We start from the raw sequence: 19,052 nt of genomic DNA, 5'->3' as shown, positions 1-19,052 counted from the left end.
AGTGAGCACCCCCGAGGACCTTCCCCTCGTCCAGAACGGCGGCTGCGGCGACGGCTGTGCCTGTGGCGCCGACGCCGGCATCGACGGCGACGAGGAGTACCTGGAGTGCGGGCTGGACCCCGCGCTCGCCCAGCTCCTGGCCGACGCGGGGCTCGACCCGCTGGAGGTCGAGGACATCGCCAACGTCGCCATCCAGGAGGACCTGGACAACGGCGTGGACGTGACCACCGTCGCGACCATCCCCGAGGACGCGGTCGCCACCGCCGACTTCACCGCGCGCGAGACGGGCGTGGTCGCCGGCCTCAGGATCGCCGAGGCGGTGATCTCGGTCGTCTGCACGGACGAGTTCGAGGTCGAGCGGCACGTGGAGGACGGCGACCGCGTGGAGGCCGGCCAGAAACTGCTGTCGGTCACCACGCGCACGCGCGACCTGCTCACCGCCGAGCGCAGCGCCCTCAACCTGCTGTGCCGCCTGTCCGGCATCGCCACCGCCACGCGCGCGTGGGCGGACGTCCTGGAAGGCACCCGGGCCCGCGTGCGGGACACCAGGAAGACCACGCCGGGCCTGCGCGCCCTGGAGAAGTACGCCGTCCGCTGCGGCGGCGGCGTCAACCACCGCATGTCGCTGTCCGACGCGGCCCTGGTCAAGGACAACCACGTGGTCGCCGCGGGCGGCGTCGCCCAGGCCTTCGAGGCGGTCCGGGAGGCCTTCCCCGACGTGCCGATCGAGGTCGAGGTCGACACCCTGCACCAGCTGCGCGAGGTGGTGGACGCCGGCGCCGACCTGGTCCTGCTGGACAACTTCACGCCCAGCGAGTGCGCGGAGGCCGTCGGCATCGTCGGCGGACGCGCGCTGCTGGAGGCGTCGGGCCGGCTCACCCTGGACAACGCGAAGGCGTACGCCGACACCGGCGTCGACTTCCTCGCCGTCGGCGCCCTGACCCACTCCTCGCCGATCCTCGACGTCGGCCTGGACCTGCGAGCGGCGGAGTAGGGGCGGGACCGGCCATGCTGCTGACGATCGACGTGGGGAACACGCACACGGTGCTCGGCCTGTTCGACGGTGAGGACATCGTCGAGCACTGGCGGATCTCGACGGACGCCCGCCGTACGGCCGACGAGCTCGCGGTCCTCCTCCAGGGGCTGATGGGCATGCACCCCCTCCTCGGGGTGGAGCTGGGCGACGGCATCGACGGCATCGCGATCTGCGCGACCGTCCCGTCGGTGCTGCACGAGCTGCGCGAGGTGACCCGCCGCTACTACGGCGACGTGCCCGCGGTGCTCGTCGAACCCGGCGTCAAGACGGGCGTGCCGATCCTCTTCGACAACCCCAAGGAGGTCGGCGCCGACCGCATCATCAACGCCGTCGCGGCGAACGAGCTCTACGGCGGTCCCGCGATCGTCGTCGACTTCGGCACGGCGACGACGTTCGACGCGATCAGCGCGCGCGGGGAGTACGTCGGCGGCGTCATCGCCCCCGGCATCGAGATCTCCGTCGAGGCCCTGGGGATCAAGGCCGCGCAGCTCCGCAAGATCGAGGTGGCCCGTCCCCGCAGCGTGATCGGCAAGAACACGGTCGAGGCGATGCAGTCCGGCGTGGTCTACGGCTTCGCCGGCCAGGTCGACGGCGTCGTCGGCCGGATGGCCCGCGAGCTGGCGGACGACCCGGACGACGTGACGGTGATCGCGACGGGCGGCCTGGCGCCGATGGTCCTGGGCGAGTCCTCCGTGATCGACGAGCACGAGCCGTGGCTGACCCTGATCGGGCTGCGGCTGGTCTACGAACGCAACGTGTCCCGCATGTGAGGAGCGACCCGCGGGCGGGCCCACCCGCCCGCCCGCGGCGCTCCCGCCGCACGCGGACACCTCCGGCCGCCCTTCCGGCCCCGGGCTCCCCGCCCGTCCGGCCCGGACCCCCGCGGGCGCGCACGGCGCGCACCCCGCGGTCCCCGGCCGGGACCCCGCCCCACCGCCACGCCCGCCCGGCCGCCGCGACCCCACCCGGGTGACCCCCACCAGCCCATCCGATGGAATCAGGCGCGTCACAACAACCACTTATGTCAAGTTTGTCCGATTAGCGCGTATCGTCGCCGCATGCCCACGCCCTACGGATCCCGCGGCGGCATGGCGTTCGGCGCGGAGGAGCTGCGTGTGCTCCGCCGCGCCCTCGCCCTCGCCCTCCACCCCGGTCACGCCTCGACCGAGGACGTCCAGGACTGTCATCGCCTCGCCGAGTCCCTCGACGAGGCGATGCGGGAGGCCGCCCGGCTGCGGGCCTTCCTGGTGGCCGACCTCGGCCGGTACCGCGCCGCCCTCCCCGGCACCGCGTCCGGCTACATCACGCTCCTGGAGGAGGTCCTGGAGGCCGGCCACCGGCCCGTGCCCGACGACCTCGCCGCCCTGCGCGCCCTGCGGGGCAACCCGACGGCCGCCGCCCTCCTGGAACGCTGCCAGGTGCTCGCCGAGGAGGACGTGCGCGCCCGTCTCGCGCGCCGTGCGGCCCAGCGGGGCACTCCTGCCGCCCCCGTCGTCCCGGCGGCCCGCACGCGCCTGCTGGCCCTGCCGGGAGGCCTCTCCGCGACGGGGGAGGGGCCTGCCGCCGGCCGTGTCGCCGCCGCCACCGCCGTCGCCGCCGGCGGTCCGGGCCGGGAGCCGGAGAAGAAGCCCGCGGAGAAGCCCGCCGCACCCCGTCCCGGCCCCGGGCCCGTCCCCGTGGAGCCCGCCGCCCCCGAGCCGGTCCGCCGGCCCGTCCCCACGCCGGGCGAGGTCTTCCCGCGCCGCAAGCCGGCTCCCCCGTCCGCGGGCGCCGGACGGCGGAGGCTCGCCGTGGGCTAGGGACGTCACCCGAACGCCGCACACCCGGGCCGACCCCGTCCCGGTGTCCCCTTCCTCCCTGGCTACCCTGGATCCATGGACTACGTCTCCGCGCTCGTGCCCCCCGTCGTCATGGCGGTGTTCTTCATCGGTGTGATCAGGGTGATCGTGAAGACCCAGGGCGGGGCCAACAAGGCCAAGGAGGACGCGGCCGTCGACGCCGCCCTCGCACGCGCCGAGGGCGGCCGCCCGGCCTCCGCCGGCACCGACGTCTGACCCGGCCCCGACCCGAGGGCGCGCCTCCAGGGGCGCGCCCTCGGGCGCACCCCCGTGAGCACGCGTCCTCGAGGCGTACGGCCCCCTCCCCGGAGCCGTACGCCCCTTTTGTTCATGTTTACTGATTAATGTGCCTGTCCGGCACGCGATCGCCCGGATCTCCCACTACTGTTCTGAGGTGTGCCTCGCCCATTGGGAGAACTCGAAGACGCGGTCATGACGCGGGTGTGGAAGTGGAACCGCCCGGTGACCGTTCGAGAAGTCCTGGAAGACCTTCAGCAGGAACGGTCCATCGCCTACACCACCGTGATGACCGTTTTGGACAATCTCCATCAGAAGGGCTGGGTGCGCCGCGAGGCGGAAGGCCGGGCCTATCGATATGAGGCGGTCTCCACCCGCGCCGCCTACGCCGCCGCCCTCATGAACGACGCCTGGGCGCAGAGCGACAACCCCGCCGCCGCTCTCGTCGCCTTCTTCGGGATGATGAGCGACGAACAGCGCCGGGCACTGCGCGACGCGGTACGCATCGTGCAAGGTCCGGAAACTTCCGAACCCGCACAAGCGGGGAGTCCCGGCGAGAACCCCGGCTCGGCAACGGAGACCGGCGGGCGATAGCGTCCGTACATGTCAGCACAGAGCCCCGAAGTCAGCGCTAAAGCCATCACCGTCCGCCGGGCCCGGACCAGCGATGTTCCCGCGGTGCGCCGTCTCCTTGACGCGTACGTCCGCGACCGCATCCTGCTCGACAAAGCGACGGTGACGCTTTACGAGGACATCCAGGAGTTCTGGGTCGCCGAACGGGACGACAACGCCGAGGTGGTCGGCTGCGGCGCGCTGCACGTGATGTGGGAAGACCTCGCGGAAGTCCGCACTCTCGCGGTGAAGCCCGGGCTCAAGGGCGCCGGCGTCGGTCACCGCTTGTTGGAGAAGCTGCTGCACACCGCCCGCTGGCTCGGCGTTCGGCGGGTTTTCTGCCTGACCTTCGAAGTGGACTTCTTCGGCAAGCACGGCTTCGTGGAGATCGGCGAGACGCCGGTCGACACCGATGTCTACGCGGAGCTGCTGCGTTCCTATGACGAGGGCGTCGCGGAGTTCCTCGGACTCGAACGAGTGAAACCGAACACCTTGGGCAACAGCCGGATGCTTCTGCATCTGTGATCGTCGAGCCCATTCCGGGCCGCCCGGCCCTGCCGGGTACCCCTATGTCCGAAACGCGCATGTTTCCCGGCGGGGCCGGGGCGTGGGCCTCTCCCGGGGGTTTGTGTTTTCCCAGCAAAAGCGGTTTGCTTTCCGACGTACTGCAGTACTGCATATAACAAGGGGCGGCGAAACGGCGGACGCCGCAGACCCCCGGCCCTCACGTTATCGATGAAAGGAAATCCGGTGGCACAGAAGGTTCAGGTCCTTCTTGTCGACGACCTCGACGGCGGCGAGGCGGACGAGACCGTGACGTTCGCGCTGGACGGCAAGACCTACGAGATCGATCTCACGACGGCCAATGCGGACAAGCTGCGCGGCCTTCTCGACCCCTATGTGAAGGGCGGTCGTCGAACCGGAGGCCGCGCTTCTGGTGGACGCGGAAAGGCGCGCGCCGCTTCCGGTGGCAGCCAGGACACCGCGCAGATCCGCGCATGGGCGAAGGAGAACGGTTACGAGGTCAACGACCGTGGCCGCGTCCCGGCGACCATTCGCGAGGCCTACGAGCAGGCCAACGGCTGAGCGCACCCGCGCCGCAGCCGGACACGGTGGCACTGCGTCGCCAGCGTGTCCACCCACCGCACCAGGTCGGGGGCACCCCCACCGCCCCCGACGGCCGGCATCGCCGGCAGCGAGGCCTCGACCTCGCGCCCGGTCCCGGGGGGCCGCACCCACACGGCGGCCCCCTGTGCGGGCGGAGCGGCCCGCGGGCCCGGGGGCCAGGGCGCCTCGATGACGCCGCCCGCCCCGACGGCCCCCAGATCCAGCGGCAGCCGCCCCCACTCCAGCCACTGGAGGATCCCCGGCAGCTCCTCCGCGCCGCCCGCGGCCACCAGCAGCCGCATCCGGTCGCCCGCCACGGCCACCGGAGAGCCCGGCGCGAGGCGCCGCAGCGCCGCACGGCCGGCCTCGACCGGCACGTCCAGGACGTCGAACCGCAGGCCCACCGAAAGCCGTACCGGCTCCCCGGGCACCGTCGCCCACCCCAGTTCGTTCTCGTACCAGCCGCGGACGGGGTCGGCCGGACGCCCCGGACGGGCCGGGGCGAGCGGCCGGCGCGGGAAGGGGAGCGCGGATGCCGGAGAGGCGGCCGGGGGAACGACCGAGGGGACTGAGCCAACCATGTCCGGCGCAACCGCCCGCGAGTCCGGAAAGTCACGCTGCGTGTTCACGCGAATGCGCACGGTGTGCGACGGGGGAGCGCGCGGGGCGGTGGGGAGGCGCAAGGTTGTTCGCCCATAGCGGAGGGAACCGGTGCGCGCGGCATGGAGTCTCCGTCCCAGCGGGTAAGACATCCCTAGTGGGAGGGGGCGACACGCAGGGAAGGACGTCTCACGTTCGCCATCGGCGTAGTGATGGTGAGGGTAACCACCTGGCCTGCGGGAACATCGTCTCGCACCATCGGGTTGGAGCAGATGTCGGCGTGAGCGGGGTCAGGAGGCCATCGACGGTGTCGGCAGTTGGAATGAGCGGTCCCCGCTTGCGGGACTAAGCTGCGGAAGGACAGGGAGGGGAAGTTCCCCCCACTGCCTGACCGCTCTGAGGAGCGATTAACGATGTTCGAGAGGTTCACCGACCGCGCGCGGCGGGTTGTCGTCCTGGCTCAGGAAGAAGCCCGGATGCTCAACCACAACTACATCGGCACCGAGCACATCCTCCTGGGCCTGATCCACGAGGGTGAGGGTGTCGCCGCCAAGGCCCTTGAGAGCCTCGGGATTTCGCTCGAGGCGGTCCGCCAGCAGGTGGAGGAGATCATCGGCCAGGGCCAGCAGGCCCCTTCGGGCCACATCCCCTTCACCCCCCGTGCCAAGAAGGTCCTGGAGCTGTCGCTCCGCGAGGCCCTTCAGCTGGGCCACAACTACATCGGCACGGAGCACATCCTGCTCGGCCTGATCCGCGAGGGCGAGGGCGTCGCCGCCCAGGTCCTGGTCAAGCTGGGCGCCGATCTCAACCGGGTGCGGCAGCAGGTCATCCAGCTGCTCTCCGGCTACCAGGGCAAGGAGACCGCCACCGCCGGCGGGCCTGCCGAGGGCACGCCCTCGACGTCCCTGGTCCTCGACCAGTTCGGCCGGAACCTCACCCAGGCCGCTCGCGAGTCCAAGCTCGACCCGGTCATCGGGCGCGAGAAGGAGATCGAGCGGGTCATGCAGGTGCTGTCCCGTCGCACCAAGAACAACCCGGTGCTGATCGGTGAGCCCGGCGTCGGCAAGACCGCCGTTGTCGAGGGCCTCGCCCAGGCCATCGTCAAGGGCGAGGTGCCCGAGACCCTCAAGGACAAGCACCTCTACACCCTGGACCTCGGCGCCCTGGTCGCCGGCTCCCGCTACCGCGGTGACTTCGAGGAGCGCCTGAAGAAGGTGCTCAAGGAGATCCGCACCCGCGGCGACATCATCCTGTTCATCGACGAGCTCCACACGCTGGTCGGTGCGGGCGCCGCCGAGGGCGCCATCGACGCGGCCTCCATCCTGAAGCCGATGCTGGCCCGCGGTGAGCTCCAGACCATCGGTGCGACCACGCTGGACGAGTACCGCAAGCACCTGGAGAAGGACGCGGCCCTGGAGCGCCGCTTCCAGCCCATCCAGGTCGCCGAGCCGTCCCTGCCGCACACGATCGAGATCCTCAAGGGTCTGCGCGACCGGTACGAGGCGCACCACCGCGTCTCCATCACCGACGAGGCGCTGGTCCAGGCCGCCACCCTGGCCGACCGGTACATCTCGGACCGCTTCCTGCCGGACAAGGCCATCGACCTGATCGACGAGGCCGGCTCCCGGATGCGTATCCGCCGGATGACCGCTCCGCCGGACCTGCGCGAGTTCGACGAGAAGATCGCCGGCGTCCGCCGCGACAAGGAGTCCGCGATCGACTCGCAGGACTTCGAGAAGGCCGCCTCCCTGCGCGACAAGGAGAAGCAGCTCCTGGCCGCCAAGGCCAAGCGGGAGAAGGAGTGGAAGGCCGGCGACATGGACGTCGTCGCCGAGGTCGACGGCGAGCTGATCGCCGAGGTCCTCGCCACGGCCACGGGCATCCCGGTCTTCAAGCTGACCGAGGAGGAGTCCAGCCGCCTGCTCCGCATGGAGGAGGAGCTGCACAAGCGGGTCATCGGCCAGAACGACGCCGTCAAGGCGCTGTCGAAGGCGATCCGCCGTACGCGCGCCGGTCTGAAGGACCCGAAGCGTCCGGGTGGCTCGTTCATCTTCGCCGGGCCGTCCGGTGTCGGTAAGACCGAGCTGTCCAAGGCGCTCGCCGAGTTCCTCTTCGGTGACGAGGACGCGCTGATCTCCCTCGACATGTCGGAGTTCAGCGAGAAGCACACGGTGTCGCGTCTCTTCGGTTCCCCGCCCGGATACGTGGGCTACGAAGAGGGCGGCCAGCTGACCGAGAAGGTCCGCCGCAAGCCGTTCTCCGTCGTCCTCTTCGACGAGGTCGAGAAGGCCCACCCGGACATCTTCAACTCGCTGCTGCAGATCCTGGAGGACGGTCGCCTGACCGACTCCCAGGGCCGGGTCGTGGACTTCAAGAACACGGTCATCATCATGACGACCAACCTCGGCACCCGGGACATCTCCAAGGGCTTCAACCTCGGCTTCGCCGCCGCGGGTGACACGAAGACCAACTACGAGCGCATGAAGAACAAGGTCTCGGACGAGCTCAAGCAGCACTTCCGGCCGGAGTTCCTCAACCGCGTCGACGACGTGGTCGTCTTCCCGCAGCTGACGCAGGAGGACATCCTGCGGATCGTCGACCTGATGATCAGCAAGGTGGACGAGCGCCTGAAGGACCGGGACATGGGCATCGAGCTCTCCCAGTCCGCCAAGGAGCTGCTGTCCAAGAAGGGCTACGACCCGGTGCTGGGTGCGCGTCCGCTGCGCCGCACCATCCAGCGCGAGATCGAGGACACGCTCTCGGAGAAGATCCTCTTCGGCGAGCTGCGCCCCGGTCACATCGTGGTCGTGGACACCGAGGGCGACGGCGACGCCAAGACCTTCACCTTCCGCGGTGAGGAGAAGTCGGCGCTGCCGGACGTCCCGCCGATCGAGCAGGCGGCCGGCGGTGCCGGGCCGAACCTGAGCAAGGACGCGTGATCCCGCGGGGGTTCGTCTGACGGACCCCCGAGGAAGACGGATCCTCGAGCAAGAGGGGCCGGTGCTCTCCCGAGCACCGGCCCCTCTTGCTTTCCCGGTGACGCTCAGCGCGTCACCGGGTCACGACAACTGCCCGTCGTAGTCGGGCAGTTTGAACGTCTTCTCGGCATGGCCGCCGGACAGGTCGGTGGCGCTGTTGCCGATGTTCGCGATGATCGTGTAGCCCTTGTTCTCGATGGCGACGCGCTGGGCGGTCTTGTAGGCGGCGACGTCCTTGAAGAGGTCGAGGAAGCCGCGGACGTGGAGGCCGGCGACCTCGTAGCCGACGTGCTCGAGGTTGTAGTCGGTCACCCCGGCGATGATCCCCGGGCGGGCGGTGACGAAGAACAGCGAGACGCCGTGCTCCTGGGCGTACTCGGCGGCCTCGAGGACCGGCTGGTTGGCCGGCTGCGGGTAGCTGAAGCCGAAGTCGGTCTCCAGCGCGGTGTTGTCGACGTCGAGGACGATCGCCTGCTTCTCGCCCGGCTTCGTGGCGGCGATGCGCTGCCTCAGGTAGGGCAGGGCCTGGTCCATCACGGCCTGGCAGTCGGCCTGCCAGGTGTCGTAGTCGACGTCCTCCGCGGCGGCCGTGGCGGCGGCTGAGGCGACGGTGGAGGTGCCGGCGGCCGTCGCAGCCTGGGCGCCGGCCGGGACGGCCATCGCGGTGACGGCGGCCGTGGTGGCGGCCGTCATGGCGATGCGGCGCGTCCAGGTGCCTGTCGTCCAGGTGCCTCTGGTCATGTGGGGGTCCTCTCGCGTCCATGGCGCTGCGGGTGTCGTGGGCATGCTCATCGATGGGGATGGCTTGAGGGGAACCAGCGGGTTACTGGACGGTAGCGGGACATGAGAGGCCGCTCACAGACTCGTGCATTCAGTCGTGACGGGGGTCACAAATTACCTCGGAAAAGGAAAGTAACCGCGGTCACATTCGAAGTCTCCCGAGCGGCTCGGCGGTGATGTGACGCACAGGGGATTTATCCGGTACTAACCGGGATAGTGATGTCTGGCGGTCCGGCGAAACGGACAAAAGGCATGCTTCTGCGCAGCGGAAGGGGTCCCTGGCAGGGGTGATGGAGCAAAAGGGACGAAAAGGTTGACTGTCAAGAAGTGGTGTTTTTGGTGACGAGGTACTAGCTACCGTCGTAGGTCACACGTTTGAGACTTACCGGGCCGACGGGTTACCAAGGAATGGCCGTCCGGCGGACGTTTGTGCGTCGGGTGGTTTTCTCTGTCTCCTGCCCCACGAGGTTTCGATGTTCCAGCGCGTCACGTCCCGTTCTTCCCGTACGTCCCTGATCCGCTCCCGCGTGGCCGTCGGGGCCGCCGCCCTCGGCGCCTCGGTCGTGCTGGGGAGCGGAGTGGCGTCCGCCGTCCAGCCGGTCGTCGCCAAGCCCGCGGCGGCGAAGACGGCCGCGACCGCTTCCTGGGTCAAGCCGGTCGCCCACTACACGAAGTCGGCCAGCTTCGCGCAGGCCGGCGGCATGTGGCAGCACACCCACAGCGGCCAGGACTTCGCCGTGCCGACCGGCACCAAGGTCGTCGCGGCCCACGGCGGCACCGTCGTCAAGGCCGGCGGCAACGGCGCCGGCGACGGTCCGGCCTACGGCAACGCGATCGTCATCAAGCACGGCAACGGCACGTACTCCCAGTACGCCCACCTGTCCGAGGTCGACGTGCGGATCGGTCAGGTCGTCAAGACCGGCCAGCGCATCGCCCTGTCCGGCAACACCGGCAACTCCAGCGGTCCGCACCTGCACTTCGAGATCCGCGCGACCCCCAACTACGGCTCAGCGGTGGACCCGGTCAAGTTCCTGCGGGGCAAGGGTCTCCTCGTCTGACACGACGATGCCCCGGCCGGCGCGGCTTCGGCCCGGCCGGGGCGGCCCCGCTCGGGACACCCCTAGGGACGTGAGCCCTGGTGGGCCTGGGTGACCAGATCGATGGCGACCTCGAGGACGGCTGCGCGCTTCTCCTCGGGGTCGCCTTCGACGTCCTGCAGGAAGAACGTGCCGGCGTGCAGCGTGAAGATGGCGCTGACGCAGCGGACCTGGTCGGCGAGCGGGGCGTCCGGGTCGATGATGATGTCGCGCAGCCCCCGCATGCGGTGCTTGAACGAGTCGCCGATCTGGAGCTCCCGCACCGTCGCCTGGTTCTCCTGCATGAAGCGGAAGAGCGGGGCGGCGTCGGTGAGGGCCTGGCCGTAGCGCCGTACGATCTCGTGCTTGGTCTCGAGGGTGTGCGGCTGGTCCTTGCCCCACTCGATCAGCTCTTCGATCGGCTTCGTCAGATCCGTGAAGATGCTGACGAGGATCTCTTCCTTGGTCTTGAAGTGGTAGTACAGGGCCGCCTTCGTGACCTCCAGCCGTTCCGCGATCTCGCGCAGCGAGGTCTTCTCGTAGCCCTGCTCGGCGAAGAGTTCGAGGGCCACGTCCTGGATGCGCTGGCGGGTGTTGCCGCGGCGCTGCTGCCTGATGCCGTCCATCGTGACGTCCGTCCTCGTGTTCTTCGCGCTCCCGCGAGATTCCCCCGTCGATCGGTAAGAAAAACTTACCTGCCGCCCGGCGGGGAAACTTACTTGACGCCCGGCTAGTTGCGGGTCTACCTTCCCAGTGTAGTGAACTAGCCGGGCGGCAAGTAAGTAGGCGGCCCAGGGGGAGTGGGAAACGATGGCGGACACAACAGCTGTGCGAACGGGTGCCGGCGGCGCGCCGGACGCACCGGACGTACGGGAACCCAAGAGCGTACGGGTCGTCATGCTCGCGCTGATGATCACGATGATGCTCGCGATGCTCGACAACATGATCGTGGGCACGGCGATGCCGACGATCGTCGGTGAGCTCGGAGGCCTGGAGCACCTGTCCTGGGTGGTGACGTCGTACACCCTGGCGACCGCCGCCTCCACCCCGATCTGGGGCAAGCTCGGTGACATGTACGGGCGCAAGGGCGCCTTCCTCAGCTCGATCGTGATCTTCCTGGCCGGTTCGGCGCTGAGCGGGATGGCGCAGGACATGGGCCAGCTGATCGCCTTCCGCGCCGTCCAGGGCCTGGGCGCCGGCGGTCTGATGGTCGGTGTCATGGCGATCATCGGCGACCTCGTGCCGCCGCGGGAGCGCGGCAGGTACCAGGGCATGATGGCCGGCGTGATGGCCATCGCCATGATCGGCGGACCGCTGGTCGGCGGCACCATCACCGACCACTGGGGCTGGCGCTGGGCCTTCTACATCAACCTGCCGCTCGGCGTGATGGCCCTGGGTCTGATCACCGCCGTGCTGCACCTGCCGAAGAAGCGGGCCGAAGCGCGCATCGACTACCTGGGCGCCGCGCTGCTGACCGTCGGCATCACCTCGATCGTGCTCGTCACCACGTGGGGCGGCACCGAGTACGCCTGGGGCTCCGCGCGGATCATGGAGCTGATCGGGATCGGCGTCGCCGCGCTGATCGGGTTCGTGTTCTGGCAGACCAGGGCCGCCGAGCCGATCGTGCCGCTGCACATCTTCCGCAGCCGCAACTTCACCCTGATGTCCGTCATCGGCTTCATCACCGGCTTCGTGATGTTCGGCGCGACGCTCTTCCTGCCGCTGTACCAGCAGGCCGTGCAGGGCGCGTCCGCCACCAACTCGGGTCTGCTGCTCCTGCCGATGCTCGGCGCGATGCTCGTCACCTCGATGGTCGCGGGCCGGATCACCACCGGCAGCGGCCGCTACAAGGTCTTCCCGATCGTCGGCGGCGCCCTGATGATCGTCGGGCTGTACCTGATGTCCACGATGGACACCGGCACCTCCCGTTTCACCTCCGGTGTCTTCATGGCCGTCGTCGGCCTCGGCATGGGCTGCCTGATGCAGGTCACCATGCTGGTCGCGCAGAACAGCGTGGAGATGAAGGACATGGGCGTCGCCTCCTCGTCGACCACCCTGTTCCGGACGCTCGGCTCGTCCTTCGGCGTGGCGATCATGGGTGCGCTGTTCAACAGCCGTGTCCAGGACGTCATGTCCGAGCGGGCCGGCGCGCTGGGCTCGAAGATCACCGAGCAGTCCGCGCAACTGGACGCGGCCAGCCTCGCCAAGCTTCCGGCGGCGGCCCGGGAGGCGTACCAGTACGCGGTCTCCGACGGCACCCACGGGGCGTTCCTCCTCGGATCGGTGGTGGCCGTGATCGCGTTCGTGGCCTCCCTGTTCGTCAAGGAGGTCCCGCTGCGGGGAGCCGGCCCGAAGGCGGAGGGCACCACGGAGGAGGCCGACGCGCCCAAGATGCCCGTGGTGGAGGCGGTCTGACCCGGCCGTCAGGGAGAGCCGCCTTCCGCCGCTGAGCGCGGAGGCCCACCCCGATCCGCGACCCAAGGCCCCCGGCGGTGTCCGCCCCGGGGGCCTTCCGCGCGGACGACGCCGTGGCGGCCGCGAGACCCTCGGGGCGCGTGGCGCGGAGTCCGTCCAGGAGCCGCCGCGGGCGCGCCCCTGCCGCATCGAGGCGGTCTTCCGTGACGACGACGGCACCCCGCCCTCGCCGACCGGTCGCGGCGGGGAACCGGCGTCTCCGGGGACGCCTGCCGGGGCCGGGCCCGGCCGCCCGCGACACCGGGATCCGGCCGCTACTGCCCCGGCAGCGGCAGCATCGGATAGCTTCCCGTGTTCGTCGGCGCGTGCTCCGGCAGCCACAGGACGGCGACGGCGCCCTCGGCGGGTAGGTGCTCCGGCGCCCCGGCCGGCCGTACGTTGCGGAACGTCAGCCGGGCGCCCAGGACGCGGGCCTGGCCCGCGGCGATGGTCAGACCGAGTCCATGGCCGCGACCGGCGCGGTCGCTGCTGCCGGTGCGGAAGCGACTCGGACCGTCGGCGAGCAGGTCCCCGGGGAAACCGGGGCCGTGGTCGCGGACGCGGATGACCCGGCCCTCGACGGTGACCTGGATCGGCGGTCTGCCGTGCCGGCCGGCGTTGGCGAGCAGGTTGAACAGCACGCGCTCCAGGCGCCTGGGGTCGGTGGTGACCATCGACTCGTGCACCACCCGGACCTCGGCCTGCGGGTCCTTGGCCGCGACGCGCCGGGTGACGAACTCGCCCAGCAGGATGTCCTGCAACTCCGCGCGCTCCGAGGCGCCGTCGAGGCGGGCCACCTCCAGCACGTCCTCGACGAGGGTGCGCATCGCCTTGGCCCGGTCCAGGACCAGTTCCGTGGGCCGGCCGGGCGGCAGCAGCTCGGCGGCCGTGAGCAGCCCCGTCACGGGCGTGCGCAGCTCGTGCGCGATGTCGGCGGTGACCCTGCGCTCGGCCTCCAGCCGCTGCTGGAGCGCGTCGGCCATGGCGTCCACCGCGCTCGCCAGGTCGTCGGTCTCGTCCCGCACGACCCCGCCGATGGCGTCCCGCACCCGCACGTCCGGCTCGCCCTTGGCGACCTGGTTGGCGGCGGCCGCCGCCTTGCGCAGCCGGCGGGACAACTGCCCGCCGATGAGCACGCCGAGCGCGCTGCCGCCGAAGACGACCGCGATGGAGCCGATCACCAGGGCCTGGTCGAGGTCGTTGAGGATGTCGGTGCTGCGGTCGGTGAAGCCGGTGTGCAGGGAGAGCACGTGGCCGCCCTTGACCGGTACGGCCGCCCAGATGTCCGGCACACCGCCCGCGCGGTCGGAGACGAAGGTCGCCCGGCGGCCCTCCCCGACCTTCCTTCGCAGCTCCGACGGCAGATCAGGGTCGTCGATCTTGATGCTGGGGAAGTTCGCGCGCCCGGACGCGTCGTAGTTGCGCTGGGCGATCTGGACGCGCTCGTCGGCGAGGTCGCGCGCGTTGTCCAGCATGGACACCCGGGCCGCGTTGTGCACGACCAGGCTGAGCGCGATCGCCACCAGCGCGCCGACCAGGGCGATGGCCGCGCTCAGCTTCCACCGCAGGCCGGTGCGCATGCCCGCACGCTCCACACGGGCCGGAACCAGGTGCCGCAACATCCCCCGCATACCCCTGCCCGCTCAGGCCTTCAGCTTGTAGCCGAAGCCACGGACCGTCTCGATGCGGTCCTGGCCGATCTTCGTGCGCAGCCGCTGCACATGGACGTCGACCACACGGGTGTCACCGCCCCAGCCGTAGTCCCACACGCGCTCCAGCAGCTTGTCCCGCGACAGCACCGTGCCCGGGGCGGAGGAGAACTCCAGCAGCAGCCGCATCTCGGTCGGGGTGAGGGCCACGGGCTGTCCGGCACGGCGCACCTCCATGCCCTCGGTGTCGATCGCCAGGTCGCCGAAGGTCAGCACGCCGCCCGCCGGGGAGGCGTCCGGCTCGGTCCGGTCGCCGCCGCCCGCGTGGCCGAAGCGGCGCAGGACGGCGCGGATGCGGGCGACCAGGACGGCGCCGTCGAACGGTTTGGTCACGTAGTCGTCGGCGCCGGCCTCCAGACCGAGGACGACGTCGATGGAGTCGGCGCGCGCGGAGAGCATGATCACCGGCACGGTGGACTCGTCCCGGATGCGCCGGCACAGGCTCACCCCGTCCAGGCCGGGCACCATGACGTCCAGCAGCGCGATGTCGGGGCGGTCGGCCCGGAACGCCTCCAGGCCGGACAGGCCGTCGGGCATCGCGGTGACCACGAAGCCGTCCCGCTCCAGTGCGAGCTGGGTGGCCTCGCGGATGACGTCGTCGTCCTCGACGAACAGGACGTGGGTCTGGTCTGCCATCCCGGTGCTCTCAGTCCTCGTGGGTGTCGTGCGTGTGTCTGTCGGTCGTGCGTCTGCCGGCCGCCCGCCGGCCCCTTTGTCGGCCGCGGCGCTGTGAACCGGCTGTCGGTTCGCTGTCGGGCCGCCCCTTGGTGGGACGTCCGGAGCGCTCGGTGCGTTCACTCACTCATCGGTCCGGGCGGCCCGAACGGTTCACGCGCCGGGGGATTTCCCTCCGGGATCCTCCGGACTCAGCCGTCCTCCGGCTCCGGCGACGCGTCCTCGCCGACGACGCTGCTGTAGTCGTTGTGCCAGCTGTACTCCTTGACGAAGCGGTCGTCGGCCCAGCGGTAGGTGATCACGTTCTCCCCCGACGGGCTGGAGACGGGGTCGCCCTTCTCGTACACCTGCTTGGTGACCACGAGGTCGCCGCGGTCGATCTCCGCGTACACCGGGGGCTCCTCGGTCCGGAACACGTTCTCGTACCGGCCGTCCTCGCGCCGGTACACGTACGAGCCGACCCCTACGGCGTCACCGCAGGTCAGCACGTTCACCACGACGTCGCTGCGGGAGCCGTCGGTGAGGTCGCCGTAGGACACGTCGACCGGGTACTCGTCGCCGACGCACGGCTTCAGCCCCCGCTTGACCTCCGCCGAGACCGCGGGGTCCTCCTTGACGAGCCGGACCGCGTCCACACGGTCGGGGGTGTCGGTGGAGGCGGCCGACGGCGAGGCCGTGGCGGCGCCGGCCGCCGCGTCGGAGTGGGCCGGCCCCTCGTCGCGGGCGCCGGTGCCGCCGGTGGCGCAGGCGGAGGTGAAAAGGGCGAGGGCGGCGAGCACGGCCGCCGCCGTGATCACCGCCTGGAGGGACCCCCGGGCCGCTGTGGGCCCTGCCTCGGTCAGGCCGCCGCGCAACGCTCCCGCTCCTCACGCTCCAGCGCGCGTGCGTCCAGATCGCGGGCTTCCAGCTCCTCGCGGAGCCGGGCGAGCGCCCGGTGCAGCGTGCTCTTGACCGTTCCGGCCGACATGCCGAGGGCGGCGGCCGTCTCCTCCGTGGACATCTGCTCCCAGTGTCGCAGCACCACGACGCTGCGCTGCTTCGGAGCGAGCACCTTCATCGCGTCCATCAGCAGGGCACGGTCCGCGTGCTGCTCGGTGGAGTCCTCCACGGAGGCGTCCGGGAGCTGCTCGGTGGGCACCTCCTCCAGCTTGCGGGCCCGCCACCACTCGGTCCGGGTGTTGATCATGACGCGGCGCAGGTAGGCGTCGGCCAGGCGCTTGTCCGCGATGCCCTCCCAGCGGCCGTAGGTCCGCGCCAGCGCCGTCTGGAGCAGGTCCTGCGCGTCGACCGGGTCCGGCACCAGCCGGCGGGCGCTGCGCAGCAGCGCGTCCTGCCGGGTGCGGACGTACTCCTCGAACTCGAGCACCTCGCCCTGCGCCATGGTCAACCGCCTCCGTGTCCCCGTTCCGAGCGGCTGCCGCCGCCGGTTCACCGCCTGTGGTCCGTGGCCCTCGTGCCGCTGTCGGCCACGCAGAAGAAGCTACGGAGGTGTTGTCACGGCACTGTCCGAGGCAGCCTGCGGCTAGCCCTCGGCTGTCCGTCGGTTGTGTAACGGAAGGGGGTTCGGGGTAAAGGATCGAGCCGAATGGTGATGGTTTGACGTGGTGTGTCCGGCGGGTGGACGTGACGAAGGCCCGGCGGGGGCCGGGAAAAGGGCCCATGTTCCTGTGAGGTGACTGTCGGTCAGGTCAGCGGCAGGCGGTACAGACCGCCCGGCAACGGCTCCACCAGACCGTCCGCGACGAGACCGTCCAGCGCCCGCGCGCGCTGCACCGGCTCGTGCCACACCCGGTCGAGGGCCGCCTGGGGCACGGGCGCGTGCGCGTCCCGCAGGACGGCGAGCAGCTTGCCGCGCACCTGCCGGTCCGTGCCCGCGTACGTCTGGCCCCGCCGGGGCGGGCCGTCGTGCTCCGGCTTGCCCGCGACCCGCCAGGCGCACTGCGCGGCGATCGGGCACCGGTGACAGCTCTCGTTCCTGGCCGTGCACACGAGCGCGCCGAGCTCCATGGAGGCGGCGGCCCAGCGGGCGGCCGTCCCCTCGTCCTCGGGGAGCAGCGCGCGGGCCAGTTTGCGCTCGGCGGCCGTGGTGGCGTTCGGCGGGTACTGCACGCCGGTCACCGCGCGCGCGAAGACGCGGCGCACGTTGGTGTCCAGGACGGCGTGCCGCTGGCCGTACGCGAAGGACGCGACGGCGGCGGCCGTGTACTCGCCGATGCCGGGCAGCGCCAGCAGCTGCGCGTGGTCCGAGGGCACGTCGCCGCCGTGCCGTTCCGTTATGGCCACCGCGGCGCCGTGCAGCCGCAGGGCGCGCCGCGGGTAGCCGAGCCGGCCCCAGGCGCGGACGGCCTCACCGGGGGCCTCCGCGGCCAGGTCGGCGGGGCGGGGCCAGCGTGCGAGCCACTCCTCGTAGACCGGCAGGACCCGGCTGACCGGCGTCTGCTGGAGCATGAACTCGCTGACCATCACACCCCAGGCGCCGGCCTCGGGGCGTCGCCAGGGCAGGTCGCGGGCGTGGTCGTCGAACCAGTCGATGACGGGGGAGTGCAGGTGGATGCCGGAGATCTCCCCGGCGGGGGTTCCGTGGGCGGGTGCGCAGGACGGCCGCTCTCCGTGGCGGGGGCCGGAGGCGGCGTCGGCGGGGCTGCTGTGGGGGGGCTTCGTGGGCGCAGTCATGACTCTTCGATCCTGCCATGCGCACCCGGGCACGCGCGCGTACCGCCGCCCGGCGGCGTGGGACGCCGGAGTGTCCCCGGAGTGCGCACCCGAGCCATGGCCAGAGGTGCAAGGCACGCGAATGCGAAAGGTGATCACGGTTACGGACGGTGTGCGGTGCGGGCGGCGTCGTCACGTCCTGCGACGGTGCGTGTGTGGGGGAGGCACAAGTCGGGGGCCTGGAAGCCGTATCCGGGATGATGATCCGGAAAAGTTGTCGTCCTGGCGGCGGGTGGGGCCGGGGAACGCGGCGATCTCTCGTACAGTTTGCGCCGTGGGATCTCTGCGCAATCCGGTCGGGCCGCTTCCCTCCTCCATCTACTGGCGACGGAGGGTCGTACTCGTGTCTGTGGTCGCCCTGTTGGCGCTGCTGATCACATGGATCGTCACCTCGGGCGGAGGCGGCGGCAAGAACGGCGCGGACGGGGGCGACGGCAAGAACCCGGCGTCCTCCATCACGCCGGGGCCGTCCGGATCCGGGCCCGCGATCAGTGAACACCCGGGCGGGCGCGACGAGTCGGACGACGGGGACTCCGGCGGTTCGGGATCGAGTTCGGGCGCGGACGCGGGCTCCGGCGCGGACGAGGGTTCGGGCTCGGGCGGCGGCTCCGCAGCGGGCGGCACGGGCGGCGGGGGCGGCTCGGAGGGCGTCGGCGGCGGCGGTGGCGGTACCAGCGGGAGCGGTTCGGCGGCGACGCTGCCGGCGGGGACCACCCTGCCCGACTGCACCGCCAGCGTGGTGACGTTGAGCCTGCGCAGCGTCCGCAACACCTACTCCCCCGACCAGACGCCGACGTTCCAACTGACGGCGAAGAACTCCTCGGGGAGCGACTGCAAGGTCGATCTCGGGCCCCGCGTCACGGTGCTGACGATCACTCAGGCGGGTGGCACGGACGACTACTGGTCGTCGGCGGACTGTCCGAAGGCGTCCGGCAGCCTGCTGTACCGCGTGCCGGCCGGCGGCACCTTCACCTACACGCTGAAGTGGGACCGCAGGCCCAGCGCGGCGGAGTGCGCCACGCCCCCGGCGGGGGTGGCCGGAGCCGGGACGTACCTGCTGGAGGCCAAGGCTCCGGGATTCGCGAAGGCGCAGTCGTCCTTCGTGCTGAAGAACGACTGAGACCGCTGAGGTCACGGACACGGCTGGGGCGGCAGAGACGACCGGAACGGCCGGGGCCCCTGAGACCGGGGCGGGGGCGCCCCACGAGGCGTCGGTTGTCCTCGGGCGACGTCTGAGG

At 71.1% G+C, this 19,052-nt stretch carries 19 protein-coding genes; 11 read left to right on the top strand and 8 right to left on the bottom strand.

The genetic code is table 11. The features are described 5' to 3' along the window. Window position 1 precedes the first annotated feature (1 nt). From nadC to ACH4F6_RS36330, 7 genes are all read left to right on the top strand, one after another. Complete coding sequence (nadC, locus tag ACH4F6_RS36360) at window positions 2-994, top strand: carboxylating nicotinate-nucleotide diphosphorylase (protein ID WP_397964687.1); 993 nt, start codon at window positions 2-4, stop codon at window positions 992-994. 14 nt (window positions 995-1,008) lie between these two features. Further along, window positions 1,009-1,806 (top strand): type III pantothenate kinase, encoded by a 798-nt coding sequence (locus tag ACH4F6_RS36355; protein ID WP_397964686.1) that lies wholly within the window; start codon window positions 1,009-1,011, stop codon window positions 1,804-1,806. Between the two features lie 318 nt (window positions 1,807-2,124). Next, window positions 2,125-2,835, top strand: coding sequence for a hypothetical protein (locus ACH4F6_RS36350; protein WP_397964767.1), 711 nt, complete (start codon window positions 2,125-2,127; stop codon window positions 2,833-2,835). Window positions 2,836-2,910: 75 nt separating this feature from the next. Then, window positions 2,911-3,090 carry a hypothetical protein gene (locus ACH4F6_RS36345; protein WP_397964685.1) on the top strand — a complete coding sequence of 60 codons (180 nt, stop codon included), beginning with the start codon at window positions 2,911-2,913 and terminating at the stop codon, window positions 3,088-3,090. Between the two features lie 192 nt (window positions 3,091-3,282). Next, window positions 3,283-3,705 carry a BlaI/MecI/CopY family transcriptional regulator gene (locus ACH4F6_RS36340; RefSeq protein ID WP_397964684.1) on the top strand — a complete coding sequence of 141 codons (423 nt, stop codon included), beginning with the start codon at window positions 3,283-3,285 and terminating at the stop codon, window positions 3,703-3,705. A 9-nt stretch (window positions 3,706-3,714) separates the two neighbouring features. Further along, window positions 3,715-4,248, top strand: coding sequence for an amino-acid N-acetyltransferase (locus ACH4F6_RS36335; protein ID WP_397964683.1), 534 nt, complete (start codon window positions 3,715-3,717; stop codon window positions 4,246-4,248). Window positions 4,249-4,473: 225 nt separating this feature from the next. Beyond that, window positions 4,474-4,809: an Lsr2 family protein gene (locus ACH4F6_RS36330; RefSeq protein ID WP_397964682.1), complete on the top strand. Its 336-nt coding sequence runs from the start codon at window positions 4,474-4,476 to the stop codon at window positions 4,807-4,809. On the opposite strand, the gene ACH4F6_RS36325 is transcribed toward ACH4F6_RS36330, so the two are convergent. Beyond that, on the bottom strand, window positions 4,788-5,411 hold the full coding sequence (locus tag ACH4F6_RS36325; RefSeq protein ID WP_397964680.1) for an SCO3374 family protein: 624 nt from the start codon (window positions 5,409-5,411) through the stop codon (window positions 4,788-4,790). The two genes, ACH4F6_RS36330 and ACH4F6_RS36325, sit on opposite strands and share 22 nt — an antisense overlap. Window positions 5,412-5,843: 432 nt before the next feature. Between ACH4F6_RS36325 and ACH4F6_RS36320 the strand changes: the two genes are divergently transcribed. Then, window positions 5,844-8,369: an ATP-dependent Clp protease ATP-binding subunit gene (locus tag ACH4F6_RS36320; protein ID WP_397964679.1), complete on the top strand. Its 2,526-nt coding sequence runs from the start codon at window positions 5,844-5,846 to the stop codon at window positions 8,367-8,369. A gap of 120 nt (window positions 8,370-8,489) precedes the next feature. On the opposite strand, the gene ACH4F6_RS36315 is transcribed toward ACH4F6_RS36320, so the two are convergent. Beyond that, on the bottom strand, window positions 8,490-9,149 hold the full coding sequence (locus ACH4F6_RS36315; RefSeq protein ID WP_397964678.1) for an HAD family acid phosphatase: 660 nt from the start codon (window positions 9,147-9,149) through the stop codon (window positions 8,490-8,492). 512 nt (window positions 9,150-9,661) lie between these two features. Between ACH4F6_RS36315 and ACH4F6_RS36310 the strand changes: the two genes are divergently transcribed. Next, on the top strand, window positions 9,662-10,246 hold the full coding sequence (locus tag ACH4F6_RS36310) for a M23 family metallopeptidase (protein WP_397964676.1): 585 nt from the start codon (window positions 9,662-9,664) through the stop codon (window positions 10,244-10,246). Window positions 10,247-10,308: 62 nt separating this feature from the next. On the opposite strand, the gene ACH4F6_RS36305 is transcribed toward ACH4F6_RS36310, so the two are convergent. Then, window positions 10,309-10,890, bottom strand: coding sequence for a TetR/AcrR family transcriptional regulator (locus tag ACH4F6_RS36305; RefSeq protein WP_397964675.1), 582 nt, complete (start codon window positions 10,888-10,890; stop codon window positions 10,309-10,311). A 184-nt stretch (window positions 10,891-11,074) separates the two neighbouring features. Here ACH4F6_RS36305 and ACH4F6_RS36300 point away from each other — a divergent pair, with 184 nt between their 5' ends. After that, the gene (locus ACH4F6_RS36300; RefSeq protein ID WP_397964674.1) at window positions 11,075-12,679 is read left to right on the top strand and encodes an MDR family MFS transporter; all 1,605 of its coding nucleotides are present in this window, start codon (window positions 11,075-11,077) and stop codon (window positions 12,677-12,679) included. A gap of 314 nt (window positions 12,680-12,993) precedes the next feature. On the opposite strand, the gene cseC is transcribed toward ACH4F6_RS36300, so the two are convergent. The 5 genes from cseC to ACH4F6_RS36275 form a co-directional block, all read right to left on the bottom strand. Beyond that, a complete protein-coding gene (gene cseC, locus ACH4F6_RS36295; RefSeq protein WP_397964672.1) occupies window positions 12,994-14,349 on the bottom strand; it encodes a two-component system sensor histidine kinase CseC in 1,356 nt (451 codons plus the stop codon). Window positions 14,350-14,361: 12 nt separating this feature from the next. After that, a complete protein-coding gene (gene cseB, locus ACH4F6_RS36290) occupies window positions 14,362-15,063 on the bottom strand; it encodes a two-component system response regulator CseB (protein ID WP_397964671.1) in 702 nt (233 codons plus the stop codon). A 230-nt stretch (window positions 15,064-15,293) separates the two neighbouring features. After that, window positions 15,294-15,956 (bottom strand): hypothetical protein, encoded by a 663-nt coding sequence (locus ACH4F6_RS36285; RefSeq protein WP_397964669.1) that lies wholly within the window; start codon window positions 15,954-15,956, stop codon window positions 15,294-15,296. After that, window positions 15,941-16,483, bottom strand: coding sequence for a SigE family RNA polymerase sigma factor (locus ACH4F6_RS36280; protein WP_397964668.1), 543 nt, complete (start codon window positions 16,481-16,483; stop codon window positions 15,941-15,943). Before ACH4F6_RS36280 ends, ACH4F6_RS36285 begins: the two co-directional genes overlap by 16 nt. A gap of 302 nt (window positions 16,484-16,785) precedes the next feature. Beyond that, entirely contained in the window at window positions 16,786-17,775 is a 990-nt protein-coding gene (locus ACH4F6_RS36275) for an A/G-specific adenine glycosylase (RefSeq protein ID WP_397964667.1), read from the bottom strand. A 313-nt stretch (window positions 17,776-18,088) separates the two neighbouring features. On the opposite strand from ACH4F6_RS36275, the gene ACH4F6_RS36270 reads away from it, so the two are divergent. After that, the gene (locus ACH4F6_RS36270) at window positions 18,089-18,934 is read left to right on the top strand and encodes a hypothetical protein (RefSeq protein WP_397964666.1); all 846 of its coding nucleotides are present in this window, start codon (window positions 18,089-18,091) and stop codon (window positions 18,932-18,934) included. The last annotated feature ends 118 nt before the right edge of the window (window positions 18,935-19,052 follow it).

It is taken from the genome of Streptomyces sp. NPDC017936 (genome assembly GCF_044328485.1).
Lineage (GTDB): Bacteria > Actinomycetota > Actinomycetes > Streptomycetales > Streptomycetaceae > Streptomyces.
The sequence above is the reverse complement of the archived record's forward strand: the minus strand, read 5'-3'. Positions and strand labels throughout refer to the sequence as shown.